This window comes from Brevibacterium casei CIP 102111 (assembly GCF_900169275.1).
In the GTDB taxonomy this organism is placed as follows: domain Bacteria; phylum Actinomycetota; class Actinomycetes; order Actinomycetales; family Brevibacteriaceae; genus Brevibacterium; species Brevibacterium casei.
On the sequence record NZ_FXZC01000009.1, the window covers coordinates 84,573 to 107,900 of the forward strand.

Sequence of the window (23,328 nt, forward strand, 5' to 3'; positions counted from 1 at the left end):
GGTGGTCGACCCCACTTAGCGGTCGTGACCGCTTCCTCGATTCCGTCCCCTCGCCGAGGCTGCGGGAAGGCGTCTCGCGACACAGCGCAGCGGGCCCGGACGCAGAGCTGGTGCCCTCAGTCTGGTGCCCTCGATCCGATGCCCTGAAGACAGAAGCGGGGCCCGGTCATCCTGACCGGGCCCCGCCTCGTTGCGTCTGTGCGCGTGTGTCCGCTCAGGCGGCGCCGAAGCCGACGCGGCGGGTCGCCTCGGTGCCGAGCTCGACGTAGCCGAGCGCGGTCGAGGGGACGAAGACCTGACGGCCCTTCGTGTCGGTGAAGGTGAGGAGCGCCTCTGACTCGACGGCCTCCTGGATGCGCTTGGCGAGGTCGGTGGCGGATTCGTCCGTGTCGAGGACGATCTCGCGCTGGGACTGGCGGACGCCGATCTTGATTTCCATGGTTCTCCTTGTGGCGATGGTGGTCGTGCTCAGCTTAACGTCCGGGCTGCGCCCGCTCTTCCCGCCCACGCTCGGCTCTCAGCGAACGGGGGCCGTGCCGCCTCGGCGAACGGCACCCCCGGATCCACCCGCCTCGGCGGGCGGGAGAGTCGGGCCCGTCTCACCGGACGGTCGTGGCGAATGAGCTCAGCCCGCCCCAGCTCATCTGGGTGAGCAGGTCGACAGCGGCGGCGATGTCGATCTCCTGGGTCGACTCGATCTGCTTGATGACGACCTCTGCGGTGCCGATGAGGGTGCGGCAGAGGAGGTCCGCCTCGGCGTCGTCGAGGTCGGTGAAGCTCTGCAGGGCGGAGACGATGCGGGCCACGGTGCCCTCGCGCATCGCCCGCACCCGCTCCTGGGCTGCCGGCTCGTAGACGTCGGAGTTGAAGAGGATGACGAACTCCTCGCGGTGGGAGATCGCGAAGTCGAAGTAGGCGCGGTAGGTCGCGCGGATCCGCTCGTGCGGGTCGGTCGTCGAGTTGAGCGCCTGCTCGACCCGACCGGCGAGGTGGCCGGCTGAATCGTCGATGAGCGCAAGGTAGAGGTCCTGCTTCGAGGCGAAGTGCTGGTAGAGGACGGGTTTGGACACGCCGGCCTCCTCGGCGATCGTGTCCATCGACGTCGTGCGGTAGCCGCGGCCGGCGAAGACCGCACGCGCGACTCCGACCAACTGGTCGCGTCGCTGTTCACGGGGCATTCTCTGCTGCGGACTCGGCATTCTCCAATGCTACGCGAAGTCGCGTCGCCGACCGGGTCGGATCGTCGTGTCAGCCCCGCATGATGGAATACGGATATGGACGATCTCACCTCGACGCTCACCGGCTCCCTGCTCAGACAGGGGTCCCTTGCCGTCATCGGCAGGCCGGGGACGGGCAAGACGTCGCTGCTCGCCGACGTCTACGGACGCCTCGTCACGTCGATCGATCCCTCTTCGGTCCTCGTCCTCAGCCCTGACCGCGACCACGCCGACGTCCTGCGCAACACCCTGCCCGTCCCGCGGGAGGCCGTCCTGCGCGCCGCGCCTGCCCGGAGCATCTCCTCCTTCGCCTATGGGATCGTCCGCGCCGCCCATGCGACGCGGACGGGGGAGGACCTCGAGTTCGTCTCCGGTGCCGACCAGGACGTCTTCCTCGCCGACCTCCTCGCCGGTCATGAGGCCGGCCGCGGTCGGATGCCCGCATGGCCGACCGACATCACCGCCGAGGTGCGGGCCACCTCCGCCTTCCGCACCGAGATCCGCGACGCCCTCAACCGGGTCATGGAGTTCGACTTCGGTGTGCGCACCCCCGCACCGACCCGGGACGGGGAGTACGTCTTCGATGCCGGGCTGAGCGCCCTGGACCGGGTCCTCGCGGTCCGTCCCGACCCCCGCTGGGCGGCGCTCTCCCGCATCCTCGAGGAGTACCTCGGGATCATGAGCATGCCCGGGTACGGGGGGATCGATTCGGCGACCGTGCTCGCCCGCTCGGCGTTCGAAGTCCTCCGCGAACCCGCCGAGGTGACCGCGGGCAGGCCGTGGTCGTTCGCTCCCGACCGGGTGCCCTCCATCGTCCTCGCCGACGGGGTGCAGGACTTCCCCGCCGCGAGCTGGGGTCTGCTCGAGCAGCTGCGGCTGCGCGGGTCCGCGCTCGCGCTCTTCGGCGCGCCCGAGACCGTCACCGGCCGCTTCCACGGTGCCGACGCATCGGTCCTCGACCGCGCGGCGGCCGCGGCCGACTTCACGACGGTCGTGCTCGAGGACCCGTACGGCGCCGAGGCGGCGCTGACCGCGATCTGCGACGATTTCGGCGCCCGCATCACCACCCGGTGGGGGCTCGGGCACATGCCCCGGCCGGGTGCCGGCACGGACACGGCCTCGAGCGGTGACGCTGCGGGCACCACTGCCGAGCCGGGTCCGGAACCCGGGCCGGGGGAGACTCCGCGGCCGGCGGGTGCGGACGGGTCCGGCGTCGGTGCGGGTGCGGATGCTCGGGACGCCGCCGGTGTGGGCTTGAGCGTGCCGGCCGATCCGCCGGTCGAAGCGCACGTGTTCGCGAGCGCGGCGTCCGAGCACCGCTACCTGGCCCGGCGCATCGCCGAGTTCGTCGCGGACGGCAGCGCGCACTCCGACGTCGCCGTCATCTGCCGCAACGCCTCGACGGCGCGGGTGATGGCCGGAGAGCTGCAGGCGGCGGGCACTCCCACGGCGACGATCGTCCAACCGCTCAACGTCGACCCGGCGACCGCGCCCCTGCTCGAACTGCTCACCGTCGCCCCGGGGCTCAGCGACGACGAGACGCTGACGACGGCGGCGCTGACACTGGCCGGCAGCGTCTACGTCCGCCTCGACTCCGTGGCGATCCGCCGCTTCCGGCGCCTCGTCCGCACCCGGTTCCCCGCCGCCGACAGCACTGCCTCGCTCGCCTTGGCCCTGCGCAGCGACGAACTCGCCCCGGAGATCCCCGGCCTCGACACGCTCTCGCGGATGCTCAGGGCGGCTGGGGAGAATGCCGATGCGGATCCGCACACCGCGCTGTGGGCGATCTGGGAGGCCGCGGGCGTGTCCGAACGCTGGCAGTCCGAGGCGCTGCGCGATCCCGACGGCCAGGCGGGCGCACACCTCGACTCCGTGCTCCGCCTCTTCACCCTCGCCGAGAAGATCTCCGACCGTGGCGGGTTCACCGCCCGCTCGTTCGCCGGCATCGTCGCCGAACAGGACATCGCCCAGGACTCTCTGGCCAGGACCGCGGGGTTCGCCGACCACGTCCGAGTCGGGACGCCTGCCTCCCTCGCGCACGTGCGCGTTCCGCTCGTCATCATCGCCGAGGTCGACGAAGGAGTGTGGCCGAACCCGAAGCTGCGCGGCGGCATGCTCGGTCTCAGCGACCTCGTCGCGGTCCTCGCGGGCAAGGATCCGGTCACCGTCGACCCCGGCTACCACGCCTACGCGAAGCGCACGAACCTCCGGGAGGAGGCCGAGCTCTTCTACACCGCGCTCACCCGAGCCTCCCACCGCGTCATCGTCACCGCACTGTCGGATTCGGAGTCCTCGCCCTCGGCGTTCTTCGACGTCATCGCCGCAGCCACCCGGCAGGGCACGGCCGCCGGCGACGGGTACGCGATCACCGATGAGGACGAACTGCCCCCGCTCGGGCTCGAGGAGATCGCCGCCCTGTCCCGGGCACACCTGCTCACCGCCGCACGGGAGAGCGACGGCGACCCTGATGCAGAGACCATCGAGTGGGCCCGGCTCGCGGCGGCACTGGCGGGCGCCGATGCGCAGATGCTGGGTCCCGAGGCATGGCGGGAGGCCGAGGACCTCACCTCCTTCACCCCGCTCTTCGACGCCGAGGACACCGTGGCGATCTCGCCCTCGCAGGTCGAGACGTTCTCCGACTGCTCCCTGCGGTGGTTCCTCACCCGCCACGGAGGCGACCGCGGGGCGACGACCGCACAGAGCATCGGCACCATCCTCCATGCCGCGGCCGAACACCACCCCGAGGGGCCGACGTCGCAGATCCGAGAGTTCGTCGACCGTGAGTTCGCGGCCCTCGAGTTCGACACCGACTGGGAGCGCGAACGTGAGCACGCGACGGCCATGGCCATGGTCGACCGCCTCGGCGAGTACATCGAGAACTCACCCGGCGACGTCCTCGGCGTCGAAGCCCGCGTCTATGCGACCGGTGTCGACGACCGCGGACAGGAATGGAAGGTCACAGGCCGACTCGACCGTGTCGAAGAGGTCGCCGGCGGCGTCCGGATCGTCGACTTCAAGACCGGCAAGGCCGTGCCCGCCGGCGCCGATATGCCCAGACACCCGCAGCTCGGCGTCTATCAGGAGGCCGTCGACTCCGGAGTCCTCGAACTCCCCGACGGATCGAGTGTCGATGCCCGCTCGGCGGGTGCCGAACTCGTCTTCCTCCGCCGCACCGCCGGGACGGCACGGCGCCAGGATGCGGTGAGCGCCGACGAGGATCCGCAGTGGGCCCGGGCGCTCATCGGGGAGGTCTCGGAGGGGATGCGTGCCGCCCACTTCCCGGCTCGAGTCGACCCGCCGAAGTGCCAGTCCTGCCCTGTCCGCTCCTCGTGCCCGGCGATCGGGCCGCACATGCTGGAGGACGACTGATGAGATTCAGCGCCGACGACCTCGCCCGCCTCACCGCCGCCGATCCCGCCCGGGCCTTCGGGCCGAGCCCTGAGCAGCGGGAGATCATCGAAGCCGATCCGGCACTGTCGATGAAGGTCACCGCGGGTGCCGGATCGGGCAAGACGACCGTGATCTCCCAGCGCGTCGTGTGGCTCGTGGCCAACGGCTTCGTCGCCCCCGAGGAGATCCTCGGACTCACCTTCACCCGGAAGGCGGTGGGGGAGCTCGGCAGCCGGATCCGGGTGCTGCTCTCCCGCCTGCGGCACAGCCTCGGCGAAGGGACGACACCGAGCCTGCCGGGACTCGACTATCCGACCGTGTCGACGTACAACTCGTACGCCGCTGCGATCGTGTCCGAACACGGGGCGAGCATCGGCATCGAACCCGAGACCGTGCTCCTCGACGAGGCGGCCGCGCACACGATCGCCGGAGAAGTGCTCGACGCGGCCCTTCCCGATGAGATTCCCGGCAGCTACGCGAGGGACACGATGATCGCCGACATCATCGCCTTCGCCGGAGCGATGAACGACCACGGCCGCGATGTCGAGGAGGTCACTGACTACCTCGACGCCTGCCTGGCCGCCCTCATGTCGTCGAAGGGAAAACCCGTCGACCCGAACGGCCGTCGTCGGAAGCTCGAGGAGAAGAAGCGGATCGCCGGCCTCGCCGGAGAGTACATGGCCGCGAAGCGACGGCACCTGGCGATGGACTTCTCCGATCAGGTCCGCTTCGCCCAGCGGATCGTCGACGAGGTTCCGCAGGCGCTGGCCGCCGAACGTGCACGCTGGAAGATCATCCTCCTCGACGAATTCCAGGACACCTCGGTCGCCCAGCTCACCCTGCTCTCGACGCTGTTCAAACGCAGCGCGGTGACCGCGGTCGGCGACCCGCGGCAGGCGATCTACGGGTGGCGCGGGGCCAGCGCGGACAACATGATCCGCTTCGAGACCGACTTCACCGACGTCCGGCCGCTGACCCTGAGCACGAGTTGGCGCAACGACGGCACCATCCTCACCGTGGCCAATCGGGTCGCCGACGGGCTCACGGGCTCACGGGAGACTCCGCTGACCACCAGGCCCGGCGCCGGTCCCGGCGAGGTCGTCGTCGATGTGTCCTCCGGGGCCCACGACGAGGAGTTCCTCACCGTCGGCATGCGCTCGCTCACCGAATGGGTCGCGGGACTGCCGGCGGGCTCGTCGACGGCGGTGCTCTGCCGCAAACGCGCGCATTTCGCGCCGGTGAGCGCCGCCCTCGAGGCGGCTGGGTTCGCCGTCCACGTCCACGGCTCCTCGGGGCTGCTCACCGACCCGTACGTCGCTGACCTGCGGGCGGTGCTCTCCGCTGCGGTCGACCCGATGGCCGGCGACGAGCTCATGCGCCTCCTCAGCGGCCGCCTCCTCGGTCTCGGGGCCTCCGACATCGCCGCGCTGTCCTCCTTCACCCGCCGCCAGGCGCAGCGGCGCCACGATGCCGACGCGCGCGAAGCCCGGGCCGGCGCTGAGGGTGCGGCCGACGCCGACGGCGCCCTGGCCGCGGCCGGTGACTCGGGACGTGTCGGCGAGGGCACCGCGGAGGCTGTGCCCGAGTCCATCGACGTGCCGACGATCGTCGAAGGACTCGACGAGCTCATCGACGTTCCCGCGGGCCGGGAGACCGGCCTGAGCCAGCCGGCGCGCGAGCGTCTCGTCCGCTTCGCCCGCGCCCTGCGAACGGTGCGCTCGGGATCCGGGACCGTGACCTCGGTGCTGCGGACCGCGCTGCGCGAGACCGGCATCGACTCCGACATCTGGGGGCTGAGCGACGCGTTGCGACGCGTCCATCGGCAGGCGATCGACGCGTTCCTCTCCGCGGCAGCACAGTATTCGGCGTCGGTCGAGCGGCCATCGGTGCCCGGGTTCCTGCAGTGGCTCTCCCTCATGGAGGTCAAGGACGCGCTGAGCGCGGCCGAACCGACGGTCGCCCCTGGGGCGATCAACGTCATGACCGTCCATGCGTCGAAGGGTCTCGAGTTCGATGCCGTGGCCGTTCCCTCACTGGTCGTCAAGGACTTCCCGACCGAACCCCGGGACAGAGAGGGGTGGATGGGCCGCACCTCTCTGCCCTATCCGCTGCGCGGGGATCGTGCCCACCTCGTCGACTACGACCTGCGGGGCGCGGAGTTCGAGACGAAGAAGGCCCTCGACGAATGGGTGAACGAGTTCATCAGGCCGGCCGTGGCCGACGCCCACGAGCAGGAGGAGCGGCGACTGGCCTACGTCGCGTTCACCCGCGCGAAGCACCACCTGTGGCTCGGTGCCGAGCTCATGGGCTCCCGATCGACCCCCGACGAGCTCTCCCCGTTCCTCACCGAGGCCATCGAGGCGGCGGGCCTTGACACGGAGATCCCGGAGCCGGCTGAGGAGTCGGCGGTCGATCGGATCGAGACGAGCATCTGGCCGGTGCCTCGTGATGAGCGCGTCGCCGTCGCGCAGCGGGCAGGGGAGTGGGTCGAGAGCGCGGCGGGAGCGGACCTCGCTGCACTCGCACGCGGTGATTCGCAGGTCGCCGTCCTCGCTCGCAGAGCCCAGCGGATCCTCGCCCATCGCGCCCCTGCGACCGACGGCAGGCTGCCCGATCGGCTCTCGGCGACCGACCTCGTCTCGTGGCGGAGGGACCCCGAATCGTTCCGCACCAGCACTCTGCGACCGGTTCCGGAGCCGCCGAGCCGGGCCGCCGAGATCGGGACGAGCTTCCATGCCTGGATCGAACGCCGCTTCGGGCAGGCGAGCATCGAGGTCGATGACACCGACTCCGGCCGCGCCCGGGACACCGCTGTGCTCGAGCGGCTGCAGGAGACGTTCCTCGCGTCCTCGTTCGCGTCCCGCCGGGCGGCGGAGATCGAGATGTCCTTCGAACTCGTCCTCGGGCGGTTCCGGGTTCCCGGGAAGATCGACGCCGTGTTCATCACCGGCGACCACGCCGAGGTCGTCGACTGGAAGACGGCGAAGAAGCCGAACGCAGAGGCGCTCGAGGTGATGAAATGGCAGCTCGCGCTCTACCGGTTCGCCGTCCAGCGGGTGCATCCGGAGGTCACGGAGGTGACGGGGACGTTCTACTTCGTCGGCAGCGACGAGGTCGTCAGCTTCACCGACCTGCCCGAAGAGGAGGAGGTCATCGCATGGCTTGAGGCCCACGACTGATCTGCAGTCGTCGAAGCCGCGGCACCCGGCCGGGAGAAGTCGCCGGCTTCGGAAGGAGCCGGGCTCAAGGGGAAGCGAAGGCGGCGGCGACCCACGTCGGGCCGGGGCCGGCCGTGGTGTTCAGCGCTCCGGGGATCCCGAGGACTCGGGGCCGTTCTCGGCGGCGCCTGCCGATCGGCTTCCGGACGCGCCGTCCCCGGCCGATGTGCGCCCGGAGGTGCCGCCGCCGGGCGACGCGTGCCCGGAGCCGCCGGGCGACGCGTGCTCCGACACGCGTGCACCGGCTGAGCCACGGTCGGCACCGGCTGAGCCACGGTCGGCACCGGATGGCGACGAACGTCGGACGCCGCCGTCGGAGGTGCCGTGATCGTCAGCCGACTCCTCGGTGGCGGAGGTGACGTTCGACCCCTGGGCGACGTCGTCGAAGGACACCGGCGCGGTGGGCACGTGGGAGCCGTCGGGACGCAGCAGCACCTGGTCGAAGGAGGTGAGCAGGTCCGCGGCATCGGCGATCGCTTCGTCGTCACCGGACTCGACGGCTTCGAGCAGCCAGTCGAGCACGGCGAACTCGGCGAGCAGCTCGGCGCGGGTGACGATGTGGTCATCGGCGCGGGGCCGTGAGCTGCGGTACTCGGTGAAGAACGTCGGAACCGCTGCGGGATCGATGAGCGCCGAGGCGGCTGCGAGGTCGATCGCGGGATCGGCCACCCTCATGCGACCGATGTCGGCGAGGGCGAGCACGCGTTCCTCGTCGGTGTAGACGTTGGCCTCGTCGAGGGCGCCGTGGATCGGGGTGGCGAGGAAATGCCAGAGGGCGACCTTCTCGAACTCCTCCTCCCAATGCTGGAGGAGCGTCGCCGGCACGCGCCCGGTCGCCGCAGCCTGGTCGAGGCGCTCGAGGATCTGGAACTGGAAGCGCGAGGGCTCCTCGACGGGGAAGCCCGCATCGGAGATCGGCTCGGGGGCGGCGGAGTGGATGGTCGCGAGCGTCTGCGCCAGCGAGCTCGCTCGGGCCACGTCGGCGATCGGCTCATCACCCACCGGGGCTCCCGGCAGGGGATCGGAGAGGGTCACCGTGACCGGCGAGTCGGTGCCGAACACCTTCTCCTCGACCTCGGTGATCGCCCGCAGGTGCGGCCAGGTGAAGTCGGCGTGCGGGTAGGCGGTCTCGTAGATGCGCGCCGCCTCGGCGGTCGATCCCGCATCGGCGGAACGGTCGATGCGCAGGTGCGCGGCGGCGACGTAGTCGGTCTCCCCGTCGGAGATGAGAATCCTCACTCCCGCATCGAGCGGCGGGAGGGATGTCCATGTCGTCGGGGAGAAATCGTCGAGCATCGTCGCTGCGACTGCTGCCAACTTGAGCGCCTTCGTATCCACCTTCCCCAATGTACCGTCTGCCTCCCCGCCAGCCCTGGGATTCGGGCCTCGAGCGTGTCAGGCGCGTCAGGGGCCTGAGCTATCGTGGAGGCCATGGAACCACTGCCCGCCATCGCCCCAGTCAGCCTGGCTCGCCAGGGGATCGACCGCGATCATCTGGCCCGCGGCGGCGACGGCGATCTCGGGCAGCTGTGGGAGTCCGGAGCCCTCGCCGTCTTCGAACATCGCGGCTCCCTCCTCGTCGCCCGCGGCGGGCTCCTCCGCGCCGATCGGGCTCAGGTTCCGCCTGGGCAGACGGAGATCTACCTCGGCCGCGACGAGGCGGGTCAGCGTTACATCGGCGTCAGCCTCGACGATGCCGGCCGCAGCGCCCTCGACACCGAGTTCGCCGCCGCCCGCGCCCGCGACGCCACCGACCTCCTCACCGCCCCCGGGGGCGGTGTCGAGAGCGCCGAACCCGTGTGGCTGCCTCTGCGGGAGCTCGCCGAGGCGCTCGACGACGTCGACGTCTCCCTCGCGTGTGAGATCGTCGCCCTCGGCAACTGGCACCGGGCCCACCCGTTCTCCCCGCTCACCGGGACCCCCACCGAACCCGTGCTCGGCGGCTGGGTGCGTCGGGACCCGGTGACCGGCAGCGAGCACTTCCCGCGCACCGACCCTGCGGTCATCGTCGTCATCGTCCACACGGATGCTGAGGGCGTCGAACGGGTGCTGCTCGGCAACAACGCCGCCTGGCCCGCCGGACGCTACTCCCTCCTCGCCGGATTCGTCGAGCCCGGCGAGACGCTGGAGAACGCGGTCATCCGCGAGATCTGGGAGGAAGCGCATCTGAGAGTCGTCAATCCCCGCTACCTCGGCTCCCAGCCGTGGCCCTTCCCCTGCTCCCTCATGCTCGGATTCTCCGCCGAGGCGGAGAGCCTCGACGTCGCCGCCGACGAAGCGGAGATCGCCTCGCTGCGGTGGTTCACCAGGGCCGAGCTCAACGCCGAGATCGCCGCCGGCCGGGTGAGCGCCCCAGGAACGGTGTCGATCGCCGGCCAGCTGCTGCGGGCGTGGCTGGAGAACGAGTGAACGCTCGCGCCGCCGACCTCCTCGCGGCTCTCGACGACGAGCAGCGGGAGGTCGCCACCCACTTCTCATCCCCGGTCATCGTCCTCGCCGGTGCCGGAACCGGCAAGACCCGGGCGATGACCCACCGCATCGCCTACGGCATCGCCACCGAGGTCTTCCCTCCCCACCACGTCCTCGCCCTCACCTTCACCGCGAAGGCGGCCGGCGAGATGCGCGCGCGGCTGCGCTCCCTCGGCGTCCCCGCAGTCCAGGCGCGGACCTTCCATTCCGCTGCCCTGCGCCAGCTACGGTTCTTCTGGGACCGCTTCGCCGGCGGTGACTTCCCCCGCATCATCGAGAACAAGGCCGGGGTGCTCGGCTCCGTCATGCAGGACCTCGGCATCGACGTCAGCCGTGAGCTCGCGCGTGACGTCGCCGCGGAGATCGAATACGCCGCGGCCTCCCTGCTCGGCATCGAGGACTACGCGATGAAGGCCCAGTCGCGCGAGCTGCCCGGCGACCTCGGCGTCGAGGACATGGTGCGCATCGCCGAAGCCTATTCGGAGGCGAAGACCCGGGGGAGACTCCTCGACTTCGAGGACGTCCTCCTCGTCCTCGACGGGGCCCTCGCCGAGTACCCGGCGATCGCCGCGGAAGTCCGTGAACAGTACCGGCACTTCGTCGTCGACGAGTTCCAGGACGTCTCACCGCTCCAGTTCGATCTGCTCACCCGGTGGCTGGGGCCGCGGGAGAACCTCTGCGTCGTCGGTGACCCCGCACAGACCATCTACTCCTTCGCCGGTGCCGATGCGTCCCTGCTCGAGTCCCTGCCCTCGTCCCTGTCGTCCTCGACGACGATCCGCCTCGTCCGCAACTACCGTTCGTCGCAGGCGATCGTCTCCACCGCCAACAGCCTGCTCCGCCACACCTCGCGCACGGCGCTGACCCTGCGCACGGACAATCCCGAGGGACGGTCCCCGCGGATGGTCGAATATCCCACCGACGAGGCGGAGGCGGTCGGAGTCGTCCAGGCGATCGCCGCCGAGGTGAGGGCAGGGCGTCGCCCCCGGGGCATCGCGGTCCTCTTCCGCACGAACGGGCAGAGTCCGGCCTTCGAACAGGCGCTGACGGCGGCGGGAATCCCCTACGTCCTCCGCGGCGGGGAGCGGTTCTTCGCCCGCAAGGAGGTCAAGGAGGGCATCCTCATGCTCAGGGCCGCCCGAGCGGCGGCGGGGGCGCGTCCGCTGCCGGAGCTCGTCGCCGAGGTGCTCGCCTCGGCGGGCTACACCCGCACCCCGCCCCCGGCCGGAGCGAGCAGGCAGAAGTGGGAGTCGCTCAAAGCCCTCGTCGATCTCGCCGAGACTCACCAGGCGGCCTCGGAGCTGCCGGTTCCCCTCGACGCCTTCCTCGCCGACCTCGCCGATCGCGCCGAGCACCAGTTCGCCCCCGACATCGAGGGCGTCACGCTCGCCTCGTTCCACGCCGCGAAGGGCCTCGAATGGGACAGCGTCCACCTTGTCGGGCTGAGCGAGGGGCTGCTGCCGATCAGCTACGCGCAGACGCCCCGGGCGATCGCCGAGGAGCGTCGGCTCTTCTACGTCGCCGTGACGCGTGCCGGTGCGGACCTGTCGCTGAGCTGGTCGCTCGCCCGTCACGCCTCGAAGCAGAAGCCGCGCAGCCCCTCGCGCTTCCTCTCCGAACTCGGACGGGTCGAGGAGAGCACCGGCGGGGGTCGGCGGCCGGGGACGACGGTGACGACCAACCGGTGCCGTGCCTGCGGGCGGGTCCTCGTCTCCCAGGCCGATCGAGCTCTGGGCAGGTGCGCGGGCTGCCCCGCCGAGGTCGATCTCGAACTCCTCGATCGGCTGCGCCGGTGGCGGGCCCGAGTCGGACTCGAACAGGGCCTCCCTCCCTACCTCGTCCTCACCGACACGTCGCTCTCGGCGATCGCCGAGATGCGCCCGGGCGACCTCACAGCCCTGGCCCGCATCCCAGGGGTGGGAGCGACGAAGCTCGAACTCTACGGGTCCAGTCTGCTGCGCCTCATCGCCGGGTAGCGGTCACTGCGCCGCCTCCTCGGGACGACCGAAGCGGGGGACGGGCGCCCGGCAGTGACAGCGCGGATGGAAGGCCAGCTCCTCCTCGTCGGCGAATCCCGTGCGGAGGTCGACGGAGCGGACCATCGGTTCGGCTGCGTCCTCGAGGAGCGCGCGCCGGAGGACGAGGGCGATGTGGGTGGCGGCGACTCCGGCCGCAAGAGGATCGCTGAGCTCGTCCCGGTCCTGCAGTGCTCTGATCCGCGGGTACTGGTCGAACCAGTCCGCATCGGCGTCCCGGAGGCTCAGGCACCCGCAGAGCGTGCACGGCGTGCGTCCCGGTCGCACCAGCCCGGTGAGGGTGACCGTGAACTCCCCGGCGACGACCTGGCAGTGGTCGATCTCGCGATCGACGAGCCAGGTGGCCGAGTGGAGATCGGGTACAAGGTGCGAGGTCGTGACGACGATGGGATGGGCGAGGGCCTCGCTCTCGTCGACGCGTGATGCCGTCGAGACCGCGAACCCGGCCAGTGAGAGCTGGTGGGCCACCGGAGAGCGAAGCGGTCCGAGGACTGCGACGGTGCGTGCCGCGAGGACCTCGGAGGTCTCGTCGGGGGTCCGCCGGAAGAGCCGAGCCGTGGACAGTGCCTTCGACCCCTTCGCCATCGCCGAGGTGTCGGAGTCCGAGGGGATGAGGACATCGGCCTCGGCGAGGAGGGAGATGAGCGAGGTCGCCCGAGCGAGGTCGATACCGAGCTCCTGAGCGCGGTGGTGGAACTGCGCGGAGGCCAGCCCCATCCGCAGGTCCTCGATGAGCGAGGCCTCCGCGGGGAGGAGACCGTCGATGAGGACGGGATCCTCGACCCCGAACTGGAGGCAGCCGCGGCCGCGCCACGTGATCGGCACACTCGGACAGATCCTCAGCATCACAGTCCTCGCTCTCGGTTCGGGAGCCTCTACGGTAGTGAATGCGCAGCCCGCGCACCAGAGCGAATGCCAGACTGTGGAAAACCTTGTGGAAAAACGGAAGAGGACAGGTCGGAAAGTCAACCCGACATGCCCTCAACCGCATGATGCCCCAGGCGCTCGCGGCGACTCGTGCGGCTTCCCCTTCCGCACGCATCTCCGGGTTTTCCGGGGTCAAACATAGAACCTATGCCCCATTCGCGGCCCCGTCAATGGCGCATCCGGCCGCCGCGGTCCGCCGATCTGTGGATAACGTGTGGACACCTGCCGACGGGCTGTGGAGGAGCGACTCGCCGCCCGTCGAGTCGAAACGCGCCGGGGGCAGATGAATGCGTAGGTCACTTCCGATGCGCGGTCGGTCGGCGGCTCCCATCGGTCTGTGGACGGAGGTGTGAGGGCGCTGGATCACGATACTCAGGAAACTCACAAGTAGCCACCACGGCCCCTCACGCGCTCTCGTGTCACTGTCGTTCCCTATCATTGGGGCATGGCAGAGCAGGTTCGGTGGACGGAGGAGCGTGTGCTCCGGGCGATCGCCCGCGGAGAGATCGTCGTGCGGCGTTCGGCACGGCGGAAGAAGACGATCGCGGTGTCGAAGGAGATCGACACCTATGTGCTCAGTGCTCCCGACCGCTACAGCGTCGAGTCGAACATCCGGTCGCTGACCGATCTGTTCAACCGCCTCGCCGCGAGGGACCACTCCTCGGCTGCCGACCTCGTCGCCCTCGCCGACGAACTCAACGACCGCTACTTCGCCGGACGCCTGCGGCCGGCGTCGATCCGGTGGGTGACGAACCAGAACCTCAGCCGGTGGGCGTCGACGACGACGTCGACCGGCGACATCAGGATCTCCCACCGGCTGCAGTCCGTGCCGCGCTGGGTGCTCGAGACCGTCATCGTCCACGAACTCGCGCACCTGCAGATCGGCCCGCACACCAAGGAGTTCCACGCTCTTGCCGACCGTCACCCGAGGCAGGCGGAGGCGAAGCTCTATCTCGACGGCTTCAGCGCGGGGGAGCGCTTCGGCCGCGGCACCTGAGGCGGCCGTGCGCGGGGTCCGTTCGGCTGCCGCGTGACCGACCGCTCATCGATCCGTTCAGGCGCCTAGTGCGAACACCTCGGCTGTGGCCCGATAGAGCTGCGGAAGGCGCTCGACGAGGTCGGGTATGAGGTCCTCGGGAAGTCTGCGGATGGGGAACCAGGCCACGTCGATCGATTCCTCGGAGACCCTCGGCAGATCCGCCGTCTCGGCGACGGCACCGTAGACGACGTCGAAATGGCGTCGGCACGTGCCGAAGTCACCGGCCAGCTCGTGGATGTCGAGGTCGATGGGGGCAGGGGAGACCCATGAGAGCGAGCCGATCCCGCTCTCCTCGAGCGCCTCGCGTCTCGCCGCCTCCCGCAGGCTCGCATCACCGGGTTCGAGGTGACCCCCGAACTGCATCCAGGCCCCGGCCTTCCGGTGGTGGTTGAGGAGGACCGCTTCGGCGGCGGGGTCGATGACGAGGCAGCTCGCCGTGACATGCTCGGACGTGCCCTCACGCACGAGCGCCGAGGCCCCGCTGTGCTCGAAGAGCTCAGCGAACGCCTCGGCGTTGACGATGCCCGTGATCTCCGCGCGAGCGGTGTCGAGGTCGATCACCTCACTTCTCGTCGCGGTCCGTGGAGTCAGGGCCCTCAGCGGTCGACTCGTCCTCGGTCGCCGCGGACTCGTCATCCGTCGACCTGTCGCCCCGCGCGCTGTCACCCCGCGCGCTGTCGGCCTGGGAACCGTCGGTGGAGGAGTCGTCGGCGGAGGAGTCGCCATCGTGCGACGCGGATGCCGAACCGTCCTCGGCGTCGCCGCGCGCCTGCGCCGGATCCTCGGCACCGGCAGACGAGTCGGTCGCGGTGGCCGTGGCGTCGCTGCCGTCCGTGCCTTCGGCGAGGATGCGGCTGAGCGCCTCGTCGAGGGTCGATCCGCCCTCCCATTCCGCGCGACGGCGTTCGCTGTAGCCGAGCGGGTCGTCGAGGTCCTCGGTCGTGGGCAGGAGGTCGGGATGGGAGAAGACCTTGTCCCGGGCCTCCGCCCCGCCCTGCGTCTCGAGGTACCCGAAGAGCGCGGCGGCGTCGCGCAGCCGGCGAGGATTGAGCTGGAGTCCGACGAGGGTGGAGAAGGTCTTCTCCGCAGGGCCGGCGGTCGCCCGTCGACGGCGCAGGGCCTCGCGGATCTGCTCGCGAGCCGGAAGCTTCTCGCACGCGGCGTAGACGACGACGTCGACCCAGCCGGCGATGACCGCAAGGAGGTTCTCCAGGGTCGTCAGCGCCCGCTTCTGCTCGTCCGTCGTCGGCGGGTTGAACAGGCCCTGGCGGATGTTGTCGCTGAGGTCGGAGATGTTCGAGGGATCGATCGACGAAGCCATCTCCTCGATCTGCGAGGTGTCGACCTTGAGGCCCTGAGCGTATCGGGTGAGTGCGGTCTCGACCTGAGCGCTCAGCCACGGAGCGCGCTCGAAGAGTGCGAGGTGCGCGAGCTCCTGGGCGGCGAGGTAGATGCGGACCTGGGAGACGTCGACGCCGATCTCCTCGGCGAACGCGGCGATGTTCGACTCGACGAGGACGGCCTGGTCGTGGGGGAGCAGAGGCAGTCCCACCTCGGTGCCGGTGAGCACGCTCTCCGACAGCGCCCCGACGGCCTGACCGATCTGCATCGAGAACATCGAATCGCTCATCGAGGAGAACATCGACGAGGCACCGGCGAGGATGCCCTTCATCTCTTCGGGCATCTGGGTCTGCAGGGTGTCGGTGAGCGCGGTCGACATGTTGTCCTTGATCGGCTCGACGAAGCGCTGCCAGCCCGGCATCGTCCGTTTGACCCAGTCTGCGCGGGTGAGCGTCGACGTCGACCGATTGGCCACGGAGAGGTCCGTCGCCTCGGCGAGCCACAGCTCGGAGAGGCGGAATGCATCCGTGGTCGCGTGGACCGCGTCATCGCCGACAGCGGGATCGGGGGAGGGGACGCTGCGCAGGGCGATCGAGGTCGCCTGCGCAGTCGGGTCGGCTCCCTGCCCGAAGAGCCCCTGCATCTGGTTCATGATCGTCGCCATCATTGCGGGGTCGATCGAGAAGCCCTGTGCACCGCCGGCACCCTGCGCGCCGTCCGAGCCGCCCTGACCACCCTGGCCGAAGAGCATTCCGAAGATCTGCTCGAAGGGGTTCTGCTCGTTGCTGTTGTCGTTGGTGTTGTCGTTGCTCATGATCTCACGCGCCTTCACGAATCGTAGTCATCACCACGGTAACCGCCGTACCTGTCAGAAGCTTCCCAATCCCGCCCGATGTTCGCACCGGGCGAAAGGAGTCTGAGAATTCCGTGACCTGCTTTCAACTAGACTGGTCACGCGGTGCAGCGAAAGGAATACATGTCTGAGAATGCCCCCCGGGCCGTGCCGGTGACGGCGCCGTCCCAGCGGAGCCGAGCCCGCCGACGTTCACCCCGTTTCGCCACGTCCTCCGGCGTCATGACCTATCTCCTCATCGCCCTTGCCGTGCTCCTGCCCGTGCCCTACATGCTCCAGCTGCCGGGGCCGGTGTTCAACACCCTCGGTGACTATCAGGGGAAGCCGATGATCAGCGTCTCCGGCGCCCAGACCTACCCCACCGACGGGAAGATCGACATGCTCACCGTCGCCGTGAGCGGTGGACCCGGACGCGACACCTATGCCTCGCAGGCGCTCGGGGCGCTCATCCGCGGCAAGGAGACGGTGGTTCCGACCGAGGCCTACTATCCGCTCGAGACGACCCGCGAGCAGGTCGCGGAATCGAACTCGTATGAGATGACGTCGAGCCAGGACGTCGCCGTCGCCGCTGCGATGGAGCAGCTCGACAAGCCGTACACGGTCTCCCTCCTCGTCGACGAGGTGACCCAGGGTGCTCCGGCCGACGGTCGGCTGGAGTCGGGAGACCGGATCCTCTCCGTCAACGGCACCGGCCTCGAATCCGACCCCGAGGCGGCTGTGAAGATGAGCACGACCGTGCAGAACTCGGACTCCGTCGATCTCGTCGTCGACCGGGACGGCGAACAGGTCGAGCTCACCCTCGAGCCTGCGACGATCCAGGGACGCAACGCCATCGGCATCACGATGAAACAGGATTTCGAGTTCCCCGTCGACGTCACCTTCAACGTCGACGGCATCGGCGGACCGTCCGCCGGCACGATGTTCGCCCTCGCGATCGTCGACGAGCTCACTCCGGGGGCGATGACCGGCGGCAAGCACGTCGCCGGCACCGGTGAGATCACCCCCGCCGGACAGGTCGGCCCCATCGGCGGAGCCCGGCAGAAGGTGGCGGCGGCGACCGCGGCGGGAGCGAAGCTCTTCCTCTCGCCCGCCGGCAACTGCGCCGAGGTCATCGCCGCAGCCGACCAGTCGAAGATCACCGTTGCACGCATCGACACCCTCGACGACGCGCAGAACGCCGTCGAGGGCTTCGCCGCCGGGGACACGTCCGCACTGAAGACGTGCCCGGCCGGCGACTCCACCAATGAGAAAGGGAAGCAGTGAGCACTTCGTCCTCACCCACCTCCGCGAGAATGCCCGGATCTGGATCCAAGCGTTCCCCCCTGCTGCTCACCCTCGTGACGGTGGCGATCCTCCTCGTCGCCTTCATCGCGTTCACCCAGGTCTACACCGAGGTGCTGTGGTTCGGTCAGATCGGTGCCGGCGACGTGTTCCGCACGATGTGGTTCACCCGCGGCATCACCTTCCTCGCCGGCTTCGTCGTCATGGCCGTCCCGGTGTGGCTGAGCCTGCACCTGGCGTATAGGAACCGACCGGTGTACGCACCGACGACCCCGCGCCAGGAGAACCTCGACCGCTACCGCGAGGCCATCGAGCCCCTGCGCCGGGTCGCGACCCTGGCCATCCCCGCCGTCGTCGGCATCCTCTCCGGCATCACCGCCTCCGCGCAGTGGAGCACGGTCCTGCAGTGGATCAACGCGACGCCGTTCGGCGAGACCGATCCGCAGTTCGGCATCGACAAGTCCTTCTTCGTCTTCGTCCTTCCCGGTCTGCGGCTCATCGGCGACACGCTGGGGATGGCGCTCGTGCTCTCGCTCATCGCCGCCCTCGTCGCGCACTACCTCTTCGGCGGCATCCGCCCAGGAGAGCAGCGGGGGATCGTGCTGACGAAGACCGCGCAGTGGCAGATCGGCATCACCGTCGCCGTGCTCGTCCTCGTCCAGGCCGGTCGCCTGTGGCTAAGCCGCTATGACCGGCTCACCGCGACCGGCGGCATCGTCCCCGGTGTCACCTACGTCGACGACCGGGCCGCGCTGCCGGCGATGGCGATCGTCGCGATCGCCGCCGTCCTCGTCGCCCTCCTCTTCGTCTACACCGCGTGGAAGGGCAACTGGCGGATCTCGATCATCGCCACCCTCACCCTCCTCGTCCTCGGCGGGGTCTCGATCATCGCCTACCCTGCGCTCGTCCAGCAGTTCCAGGTCAATCCCTCCCAGCAGAGCCTCGAATCCGAGTACATCCAGCGCAACATCGACGCGACCAGGGAGGCCTTCGACTTCGACGACATCGAGGTCACCCCGTACGAGCCGAGCACGAGCGGTGAGAAGGGAGCGCTGCGCGAGGACGCCGAGACCGCGGCATCGATCCGCCTCCTCGATCCCAACCTCGTCTCCGACACCTTCCGCCAACTCCAGCAGGTGCGGCCGTACTACTCGTTCCCCGCCCAGCTCGACGTCGACCGCTACAACATCGACGGGCAGATGCGCGACACGGTCATCGCCGTGCGCGAGCTCAGCCCCGCCTCGGTGAACAACCAGAGCTGGTACAACCGGGCGATCGTCTACACGCACGGATTCGGCGTCGTCGCCGCCAACGGCAACCAGCGCAATCCCGACGGCGAACCGACGTTCATGGAGTCGGACATCCCGCCGCAGGGCGAGTTCCCCGAATACGAGCCGCGCGTCTACTTCGGCGAGAGCTCTCCCGAGTACTCGATCGTCGGCGGACCCGAAGGGGCCACACCGCGCGAGCTCGACTACCCCTCGGACGAAGAGGGCGGTTCGGGTCAGGTCAACAACACCTTCCAGGGCGACGGCGGCCCATCCGTGGGCAGTCTCTTCAACCGCCTCGCATACGCGCTGAAGTACCAGGACGAGCAGATCCTCCTCTCCGATGCGGTGAACTCGGAGTCGCAGATCCTCTACGAACGCCATCCGCGTCAGCGCGTCGAGAAGCTCGCTCCGTTCCTCAAGATCGACGGCGACCCCTACCCGGCGGTCGTCGACGGCAAGATCAAGTGGATCCTCGACGGCTACACGACGGCCAAGGACTACCCGTACTCGACACCGCAGCCCCTCCAGGAGGCCACGGAGGATTCGACGACGGCGACCGCACCCGGCACGGTCGCGACCCTGCCGGATGAGGAGGTCAACTACATCAGGAACTCCGTGAAGATCACCGTCGACGCCTACGACGGCTCCGTCGACATGTACCAGTGGGATGAGAACGACCCGGTGCTCAAGACGTGGATGAAGATCTTCCCTGGTCTCATCCAGCCCGCGTCGGAGATGTCCGGTGACCTCATGAGCCACGTCCGCTACCCCGAGGACATGTTCAAGGTCCAGCGTGAGCTGCTCACCCGCTACCACGTGACCACGGCGAGCGAGTTCTACACCGGGCAGGACTTCTGGGCCCTGCCGACCGATCCGACGAAGCAGGCGAACAGCGGTCTCACGCAGCCGCCGTTCTACATGACCCTGCAGATGCCGGGTCAGGAAGCGCCCTCGTTCTCGCTCACGAGCTCCTACATCCCGGCCCGATCCTCGGAGGGTCAGTCGCGGAACAACCTCACCGGCTTCCTCTCCGCCGATGCGGACGCCGGGGCGACGAAGGGCGAGATCTCGGAGAACTACGGCAAGCTCCGGCTCCTCCAGCTGCCGCGCAACACGACCGTTCCAGGCCCCGGTCAGGCGCAGAACAACTTCAACACCGCGCCCGAGGTCCAGCGCAGCCTCAACCTGCTGCGTCAGGGTGAGTCGCAGGTCCAGAACGGCAATCTGCTCACCCTGCCGCTCGGCGGCGGACTGCTCTACGTCCAGCCCGTCTACGTCCGCTCGGCCGGTGAGACCTCGTACCCGCTGCTCCAGCACGTGCTCGTCGCCTTCGGTGAGAACATCGGGTTCGCCCCGACCCTCGACGAGGCGCTTGACCAGGTGTTCGGCGGTGATTCGGGCGCCGAGGCCGGCGACGCGGGCACGGAGTCCGGCGGTGGCGGAACCGCAGGCACCTCCGGAGGCGAGGGTGAGGGCGATCAGCCCGCCAACAAGAGCCTCAACGATGCCCTCGAGGAGGCGCGCAAGGCGATGGAGGACTCCGACGCCGCGCTCAGGGAGGGCAACTTCGAGGAGTACGGCAAGGCGCAGGACCGCCTGCGGAAGGCCCTCGAGGACGCCGTGGCCGCCGACCCCTCGATCGCCGAGGACGGCACCCAGTCGCCTGCTCCCAATGAGGGCGGGAACTGAGCCGAAGACGGCCTGAGCCGAACGCAGCCTGAGCCGAAGACGACGGCCCCCGGAGGACTTCTCCGGGGGCCGTCGTCGTGCAGGGCGGACCGGATGGGGCCGCCTCGGCGGGGGAGCGGTGATTACTGCGTCAGATACCCGTCGAGGTCCTCGACGATCTCCATCGCTCCGACGGGGCCGAGGCCGAGGAACCACACGTCGTCGTCGACGCGGTGCGCCCGGCCGTCCTTGACCGCTTCGAGTCCCGTCCACTGGCTCGTCGACAGCGCCCGGGTCTCCCCGGTGGCACCGGGATCGCCGTAGCTCGTGTAGAAGAGGTAGTCGCCGTCGGCCTGGTCGAGCTTCTCGGGAGAGATCTCCACGGCGAGATCGTCGACGTCCTGCATCTCCGGGCGTGCCAGACCGGCATCGGCGAGGACGACTCCGATGAGGGACAGGTTGCCGTAGAGGCGCAGACGCTCGGGCATGAACCGCACGAGTGAGATCGTCGGGTCGCCCTCGACGCTGTCCTTGAGCTCGGTCACCGCCCGTCCGTACTCGTTGAGCTTCTCGGTGGCCGCCTCCTCGGTGCCGAGCGCCTCACCGGCGAGGAGGAAGTTCTCCTTCCACGGGAAGCCGGGGCGGATCGAGAAGACCGTGGGAGCGATCGCCGACAGCTGGTCGTAGAGCTTGTCGGCACGCAGCTGACTGCCGAGGATGAGGTCGGGTTCGAGGGAGGCGATCTTCTCGAGGTCGAGTTCGCTGATCGTCCCGACGGTCTCGACACCTTGAGTCTTCTCGGCGAGGTAGGAGGGAACGGGGTTCGCCCCCTTGGTGGTCACCATGCCCACCGGTGTGATGCCGAGGGCGATGACATCGTCGAGTTCTCCGGTGTCGAGGACGACGACGCGTTCGGGCTTCGCCTCGATCTCCGTCGTCCCATTGGCGTGTTCGACGGTGCGGGGGAACTCACCGGGTGCCGCATCGCTGCCGAGCTTCGCGGTCTCTTCGTCGGCGGTGTCGAAAAGTCGGCCGCCGGTGGCGACATCGGTGTTCCCGGCGCTGTCTCCGGATGTCGCTTCGGACTCGACGGCACAGCCGGAGGCGAGCAGAGCGACGGCGAGCACGGTCGCGGTCATCGTGCGGAGACGGGAAGGGCGGGGGAGTTGAGAGAATCTGGTCATAAGGTGAGTCTAACCTCACCTGGTGGTTCGGGCCGGCTGCGCCTCGCGGGTCCGGCCCGACCGTACAGCGCGCGTCCCGATTGCCGGGGCGCGTCCGGGGATGAGAAGAGGCCCCGTCCAAATCAACTGGACGGGGCCTCTGCCACTGTGGTGGCGGGGGGAGGATTTGAACCTCCGACCTCCGGGTTAAGCGATTCACTGGTTCTTGATCAACTGAGCATCGGCGGAGGGCAGCTTCTCGCGCTGGCAACAGTCCTCAGCCTCGTGGAAACGACTTCCGGGGGTGTCGACTGATGACCACGCATCTCAGCGTTCGAAGCTTCAAAACGATGCTCACTCGCGCAGGTGTCGACACGGACGGACTCTCCTTCACACGACACGACCGATCCGGCCAGCATGACGCAGGGATCTACGCGGGCAGGTACGTCGAGAAAGTAGACATCGAAGTCTCTGGTCCGAAATCTGCACGTGGACCTGTCAGGACAGCACTATTCGACCGTGGCCTCGAATGCGCTCCATATCCGGACCGAGACTTCTTCTCACGGGGCGACTTCCCGCAGTAATCCGCCACTCGTGTCAGAGCCTCAAGCTACAGTGACTTGGAACACTAGAACGAACAACGAAGGAGGGGGAAGCCATGAACTTCTCAGATATCGTGGCCCTCATCATCGTCGGGTTTCTTGCCCTCGTCGCATTCGGCATCGCTGCTGAGCTTCTGATCCTGGTCAGCGCTGGTGCCGCAGTCTGGGGCTGGTACGTCATCCTTTCCGGCGGCGACGCGACTGCCATCGTCTGGGGAATGGCGATCTTTGGTCCCCTTGTGACGATAGGGATGATTGCTACGTCGGGGGATAACAGTCGTGCCCGTTGACTGGTAGCGGCCAGCTTCCACTGCCGTAGGGGTCTGACCTATTGAGACAATTCGTGTTGCCGATGCCTAAAGCATGTAGAACCATCTTCACTTCCAATGAAAGTGAGGTCACATGCTTCCCGATCACGCCGATCTGATCGAACAGTTTGAAATCACTATCGCAGCCTACCTCTCCCCAGGCACGGTTGAGACCCGAACCTACTACGTTCGGCGACTCGCACAGTGGGCATCCGCCCGCAACAGCCACATCCTCTCTCTGGAGCTCAAAGACATCCTTACCTGGTTGTCGAAATCTATAGGCCCATCCCCGTGGACCAAACGGAGCGCGAAGTCCTCAGCCTCGGTCTTCTATAAGTGGGCACGCCGCCACAGATACACCGAGCACAACCTCGCCGACGACTTCCCAACCATCAGCGCCCCAAAAGGAATACCGAACTGGGCTGACCCCGGGATGTAGGTCCAGTCGTTGTGTGAGTCGTCTTGATGCTCGCTGCTGCGGGCAGGAAGACTGGTCTCATCATGACGAACACGAGGAAGCGGCACACGCCTGAGCAGGTCGTGCG

General features: G+C 68.8%; 16 protein-coding genes. 9 read left to right on the forward strand and 7 right to left on the reverse strand.

Annotated features, from left to right (window positions below; genetic code table 11):
- Nucleotides 1-214 precede the first annotated feature (214 nt).
- Both BC102111_RS16355 and BC102111_RS16360 read right to left on the reverse strand, forming a co-directional pair.
- Entirely contained in the window at nucleotides 215-439 is a 225-nt protein-coding gene (locus BC102111_RS16355; protein ID WP_009375226.1) for a DUF3107 domain-containing protein, read from the reverse strand.
- A 160-nt stretch (nucleotides 440-599) separates the two neighbouring features.
- Complete coding sequence (locus BC102111_RS16360) at nucleotides 600-1,199, reverse strand: TetR/AcrR family transcriptional regulator (protein WP_040340952.1); 600 nt, start codon at nucleotides 1,197-1,199, stop codon at nucleotides 600-602.
- Between the two features lie 75 nt (nucleotides 1,200-1,274).
- Here BC102111_RS16360 and BC102111_RS16365 point away from each other — a divergent pair, with 75 nt between their 5' ends.
- Nucleotides 1,275-4,586, forward strand: coding sequence for a PD-(D/E)XK nuclease family protein (locus tag BC102111_RS16365; RefSeq protein WP_101624857.1), 3,312 nt, complete (start codon nucleotides 1,275-1,277; stop codon nucleotides 4,584-4,586).
- Nucleotides 4,586-7,786: an ATP-dependent helicase gene (locus tag BC102111_RS16370; RefSeq protein ID WP_009375230.1), complete on the forward strand. Its 3,201-nt coding sequence runs from the start codon at nucleotides 4,586-4,588 to the stop codon at nucleotides 7,784-7,786. Before BC102111_RS16365 ends, BC102111_RS16370 begins: the two co-directional genes overlap by 1 nt.
- Nucleotides 7,787-7,906: 120 nt before the next feature.
- Here the strand turns inward: BC102111_RS16370 and BC102111_RS16375 are convergent, their stop codons facing one another.
- Nucleotides 7,907-9,142 carry a phosphotransferase gene (locus BC102111_RS16375; protein ID WP_232252576.1) on the reverse strand — a complete coding sequence of 412 codons (1,236 nt, stop codon included), beginning with the start codon at nucleotides 9,140-9,142 and terminating at the stop codon, nucleotides 7,907-7,909.
- A gap of 114 nt (nucleotides 9,143-9,256) precedes the next feature.
- Here BC102111_RS16375 and nudC point away from each other — a divergent pair, with 114 nt between their 5' ends.
- On the forward strand, nucleotides 9,257-10,234 hold the full coding sequence (gene nudC, locus BC102111_RS16380; protein WP_101624859.1) for an NAD(+) diphosphatase: 978 nt from the start codon (nucleotides 9,257-9,259) through the stop codon (nucleotides 10,232-10,234).
- Nucleotides 10,231-12,270 carry an ATP-dependent DNA helicase UvrD2 gene (locus BC102111_RS16385; RefSeq protein ID WP_101624860.1) on the forward strand — a complete coding sequence of 680 codons (2,040 nt, stop codon included), beginning with the start codon at nucleotides 10,231-10,233 and terminating at the stop codon, nucleotides 12,268-12,270. Before nudC ends, BC102111_RS16385 begins: the two co-directional genes overlap by 4 nt.
- A 3-nt stretch (nucleotides 12,271-12,273) precedes the next feature.
- On the opposite strand, the gene BC102111_RS16390 is transcribed toward BC102111_RS16385, so the two are convergent.
- Nucleotides 12,274-13,155, reverse strand: a complete 882-nt coding sequence (locus BC102111_RS16390) for a hypothetical protein (RefSeq protein WP_101624861.1) — start codon at nucleotides 13,153-13,155, stop codon at nucleotides 12,274-12,276.
- A 547-nt stretch (nucleotides 13,156-13,702) separates the two neighbouring features.
- On the opposite strand from BC102111_RS16390, the gene BC102111_RS16395 reads away from it, so the two are divergent.
- Nucleotides 13,703-14,254, forward strand: coding sequence for a M48 metallopeptidase family protein (locus tag BC102111_RS16395; RefSeq protein WP_101624862.1), 552 nt, complete (start codon nucleotides 13,703-13,705; stop codon nucleotides 14,252-14,254).
- A gap of 57 nt (nucleotides 14,255-14,311) precedes the next feature.
- Here the strand turns inward: BC102111_RS16395 and BC102111_RS16400 are convergent, their stop codons facing one another.
- Both BC102111_RS16400 and BC102111_RS16405 read right to left on the reverse strand, forming a co-directional pair.
- Nucleotides 14,312-14,857: an NUDIX hydrolase gene (locus tag BC102111_RS16400; protein ID WP_101624863.1), complete on the reverse strand. Its 546-nt coding sequence runs from the start codon at nucleotides 14,855-14,857 to the stop codon at nucleotides 14,312-14,314.
- Between the two features lies 1 nt (nucleotide 14,858).
- Nucleotides 14,859-16,451, reverse strand: a complete 1,593-nt coding sequence (locus BC102111_RS16405) for a zinc-dependent metalloprotease (RefSeq protein WP_227007347.1) — start codon at nucleotides 16,449-16,451, stop codon at nucleotides 14,859-14,861.
- A gap of 261 nt (nucleotides 16,452-16,712) precedes the next feature.
- Here BC102111_RS16405 and BC102111_RS16410 point away from each other — a divergent pair, with 261 nt between their 5' ends.
- Both BC102111_RS16410 and BC102111_RS16415 read left to right on the forward strand, forming a co-directional pair.
- Entirely contained in the window at nucleotides 16,713-17,753 is a 1,041-nt protein-coding gene (locus tag BC102111_RS16410) for a YlbL family protein (protein WP_101624865.1), read from the forward strand.
- Nucleotides 17,750-20,731 carry a UPF0182 family membrane protein gene (locus BC102111_RS16415; protein WP_009375249.1) on the forward strand — a complete coding sequence of 994 codons (2,982 nt, stop codon included), beginning with the start codon at nucleotides 17,750-17,752 and terminating at the stop codon, nucleotides 20,729-20,731. Before BC102111_RS16410 ends, BC102111_RS16415 begins: the two co-directional genes overlap by 4 nt.
- Nucleotides 20,732-20,853: 122 nt before the next feature.
- Here BC102111_RS16415 and BC102111_RS16420 read toward each other — a convergent pair whose 3' ends face one another.
- On the reverse strand, nucleotides 20,854-21,894 hold the full coding sequence (locus BC102111_RS16420; protein WP_101624866.1) for an ABC transporter substrate-binding protein: 1,041 nt from the start codon (nucleotides 21,892-21,894) through the stop codon (nucleotides 20,854-20,856).
- Between the two features lie 637 nt (nucleotides 21,895-22,531).
- On the opposite strand from BC102111_RS16420, the gene BC102111_RS16425 reads away from it, so the two are divergent.
- The gene (locus tag BC102111_RS16425; RefSeq protein ID WP_101624867.1) at nucleotides 22,532-22,765 is read left to right on the forward strand and encodes a hypothetical protein; all 234 of its coding nucleotides are present in this window, start codon (nucleotides 22,532-22,534) and stop codon (nucleotides 22,763-22,765) included.
- 112 nt (nucleotides 22,766-22,877) lie between these two features.
- Complete coding sequence (locus BC102111_RS16430; protein WP_101624868.1) at nucleotides 22,878-23,222, forward strand: hypothetical protein; 345 nt, start codon at nucleotides 22,878-22,880, stop codon at nucleotides 23,220-23,222.
- Nucleotides 23,223-23,328 lie beyond the last annotated feature (106 nt).

Bases quoted from the DNA above. Each gene is read 5' to 3' on its own strand.
- BC102111_RS16355 (WP_009375226.1), bottom strand. From the start codon at position 439: ATGGAAATCAAGATCGGCGTCCGCCAGTCCCAGCGCGAGATCGTCCTC.
- BC102111_RS16360 (WP_040340952.1), bottom strand. From the start codon at position 1,199: ATGCCGAGTCCGCAGCAGAGAATGCCCCGTGAACAGCGACGCGACCAG.
- BC102111_RS16365 (WP_101624857.1), top strand. From the start codon at position 1,275: ATGGACGATCTCACCTCGACGCTCACCGGCTCCCTGCTCAGACAGGGG.
- BC102111_RS16370 (WP_009375230.1), top strand. From the start codon at position 4,586: ATGAGATTCAGCGCCGACGACCTCGCCCGCCTCACCGCCGCCGATCCC.
- nudC (WP_101624859.1), top strand. From the start codon at position 9,257: ATGGAACCACTGCCCGCCATCGCCCCAGTCAGCCTGGCTCGCCAGGGG.
- BC102111_RS16395 (WP_101624862.1), top strand. From the start codon at position 13,703: ATGGCAGAGCAGGTTCGGTGGACGGAGGAGCGTGTGCTCCGGGCGATC.
- BC102111_RS16405 (WP_227007347.1), bottom strand. From the start codon at position 16,451: ATGAGCAACGACAACACCAACGACAACAGCAACGAGCAGAACCCCTTC.
- BC102111_RS16410 (WP_101624865.1), top strand. From the start codon at position 16,713: ATGACCTATCTCCTCATCGCCCTTGCCGTGCTCCTGCCCGTGCCCTAC.
- BC102111_RS16420 (WP_101624866.1), bottom strand. From the start codon at position 21,894: ATGACCAGATTCTCTCAACTCCCCCGCCCTTCCCGTCTCCGCACGATG.
- BC102111_RS16425 (WP_101624867.1), top strand. From the start codon at position 22,532: ATGAACTTCTCAGATATCGTGGCCCTCATCATCGTCGGGTTTCTTGCC.
- BC102111_RS16430 (WP_101624868.1), top strand. From the start codon at position 22,878: ATGCTTCCCGATCACGCCGATCTGATCGAACAGTTTGAAATCACTATC.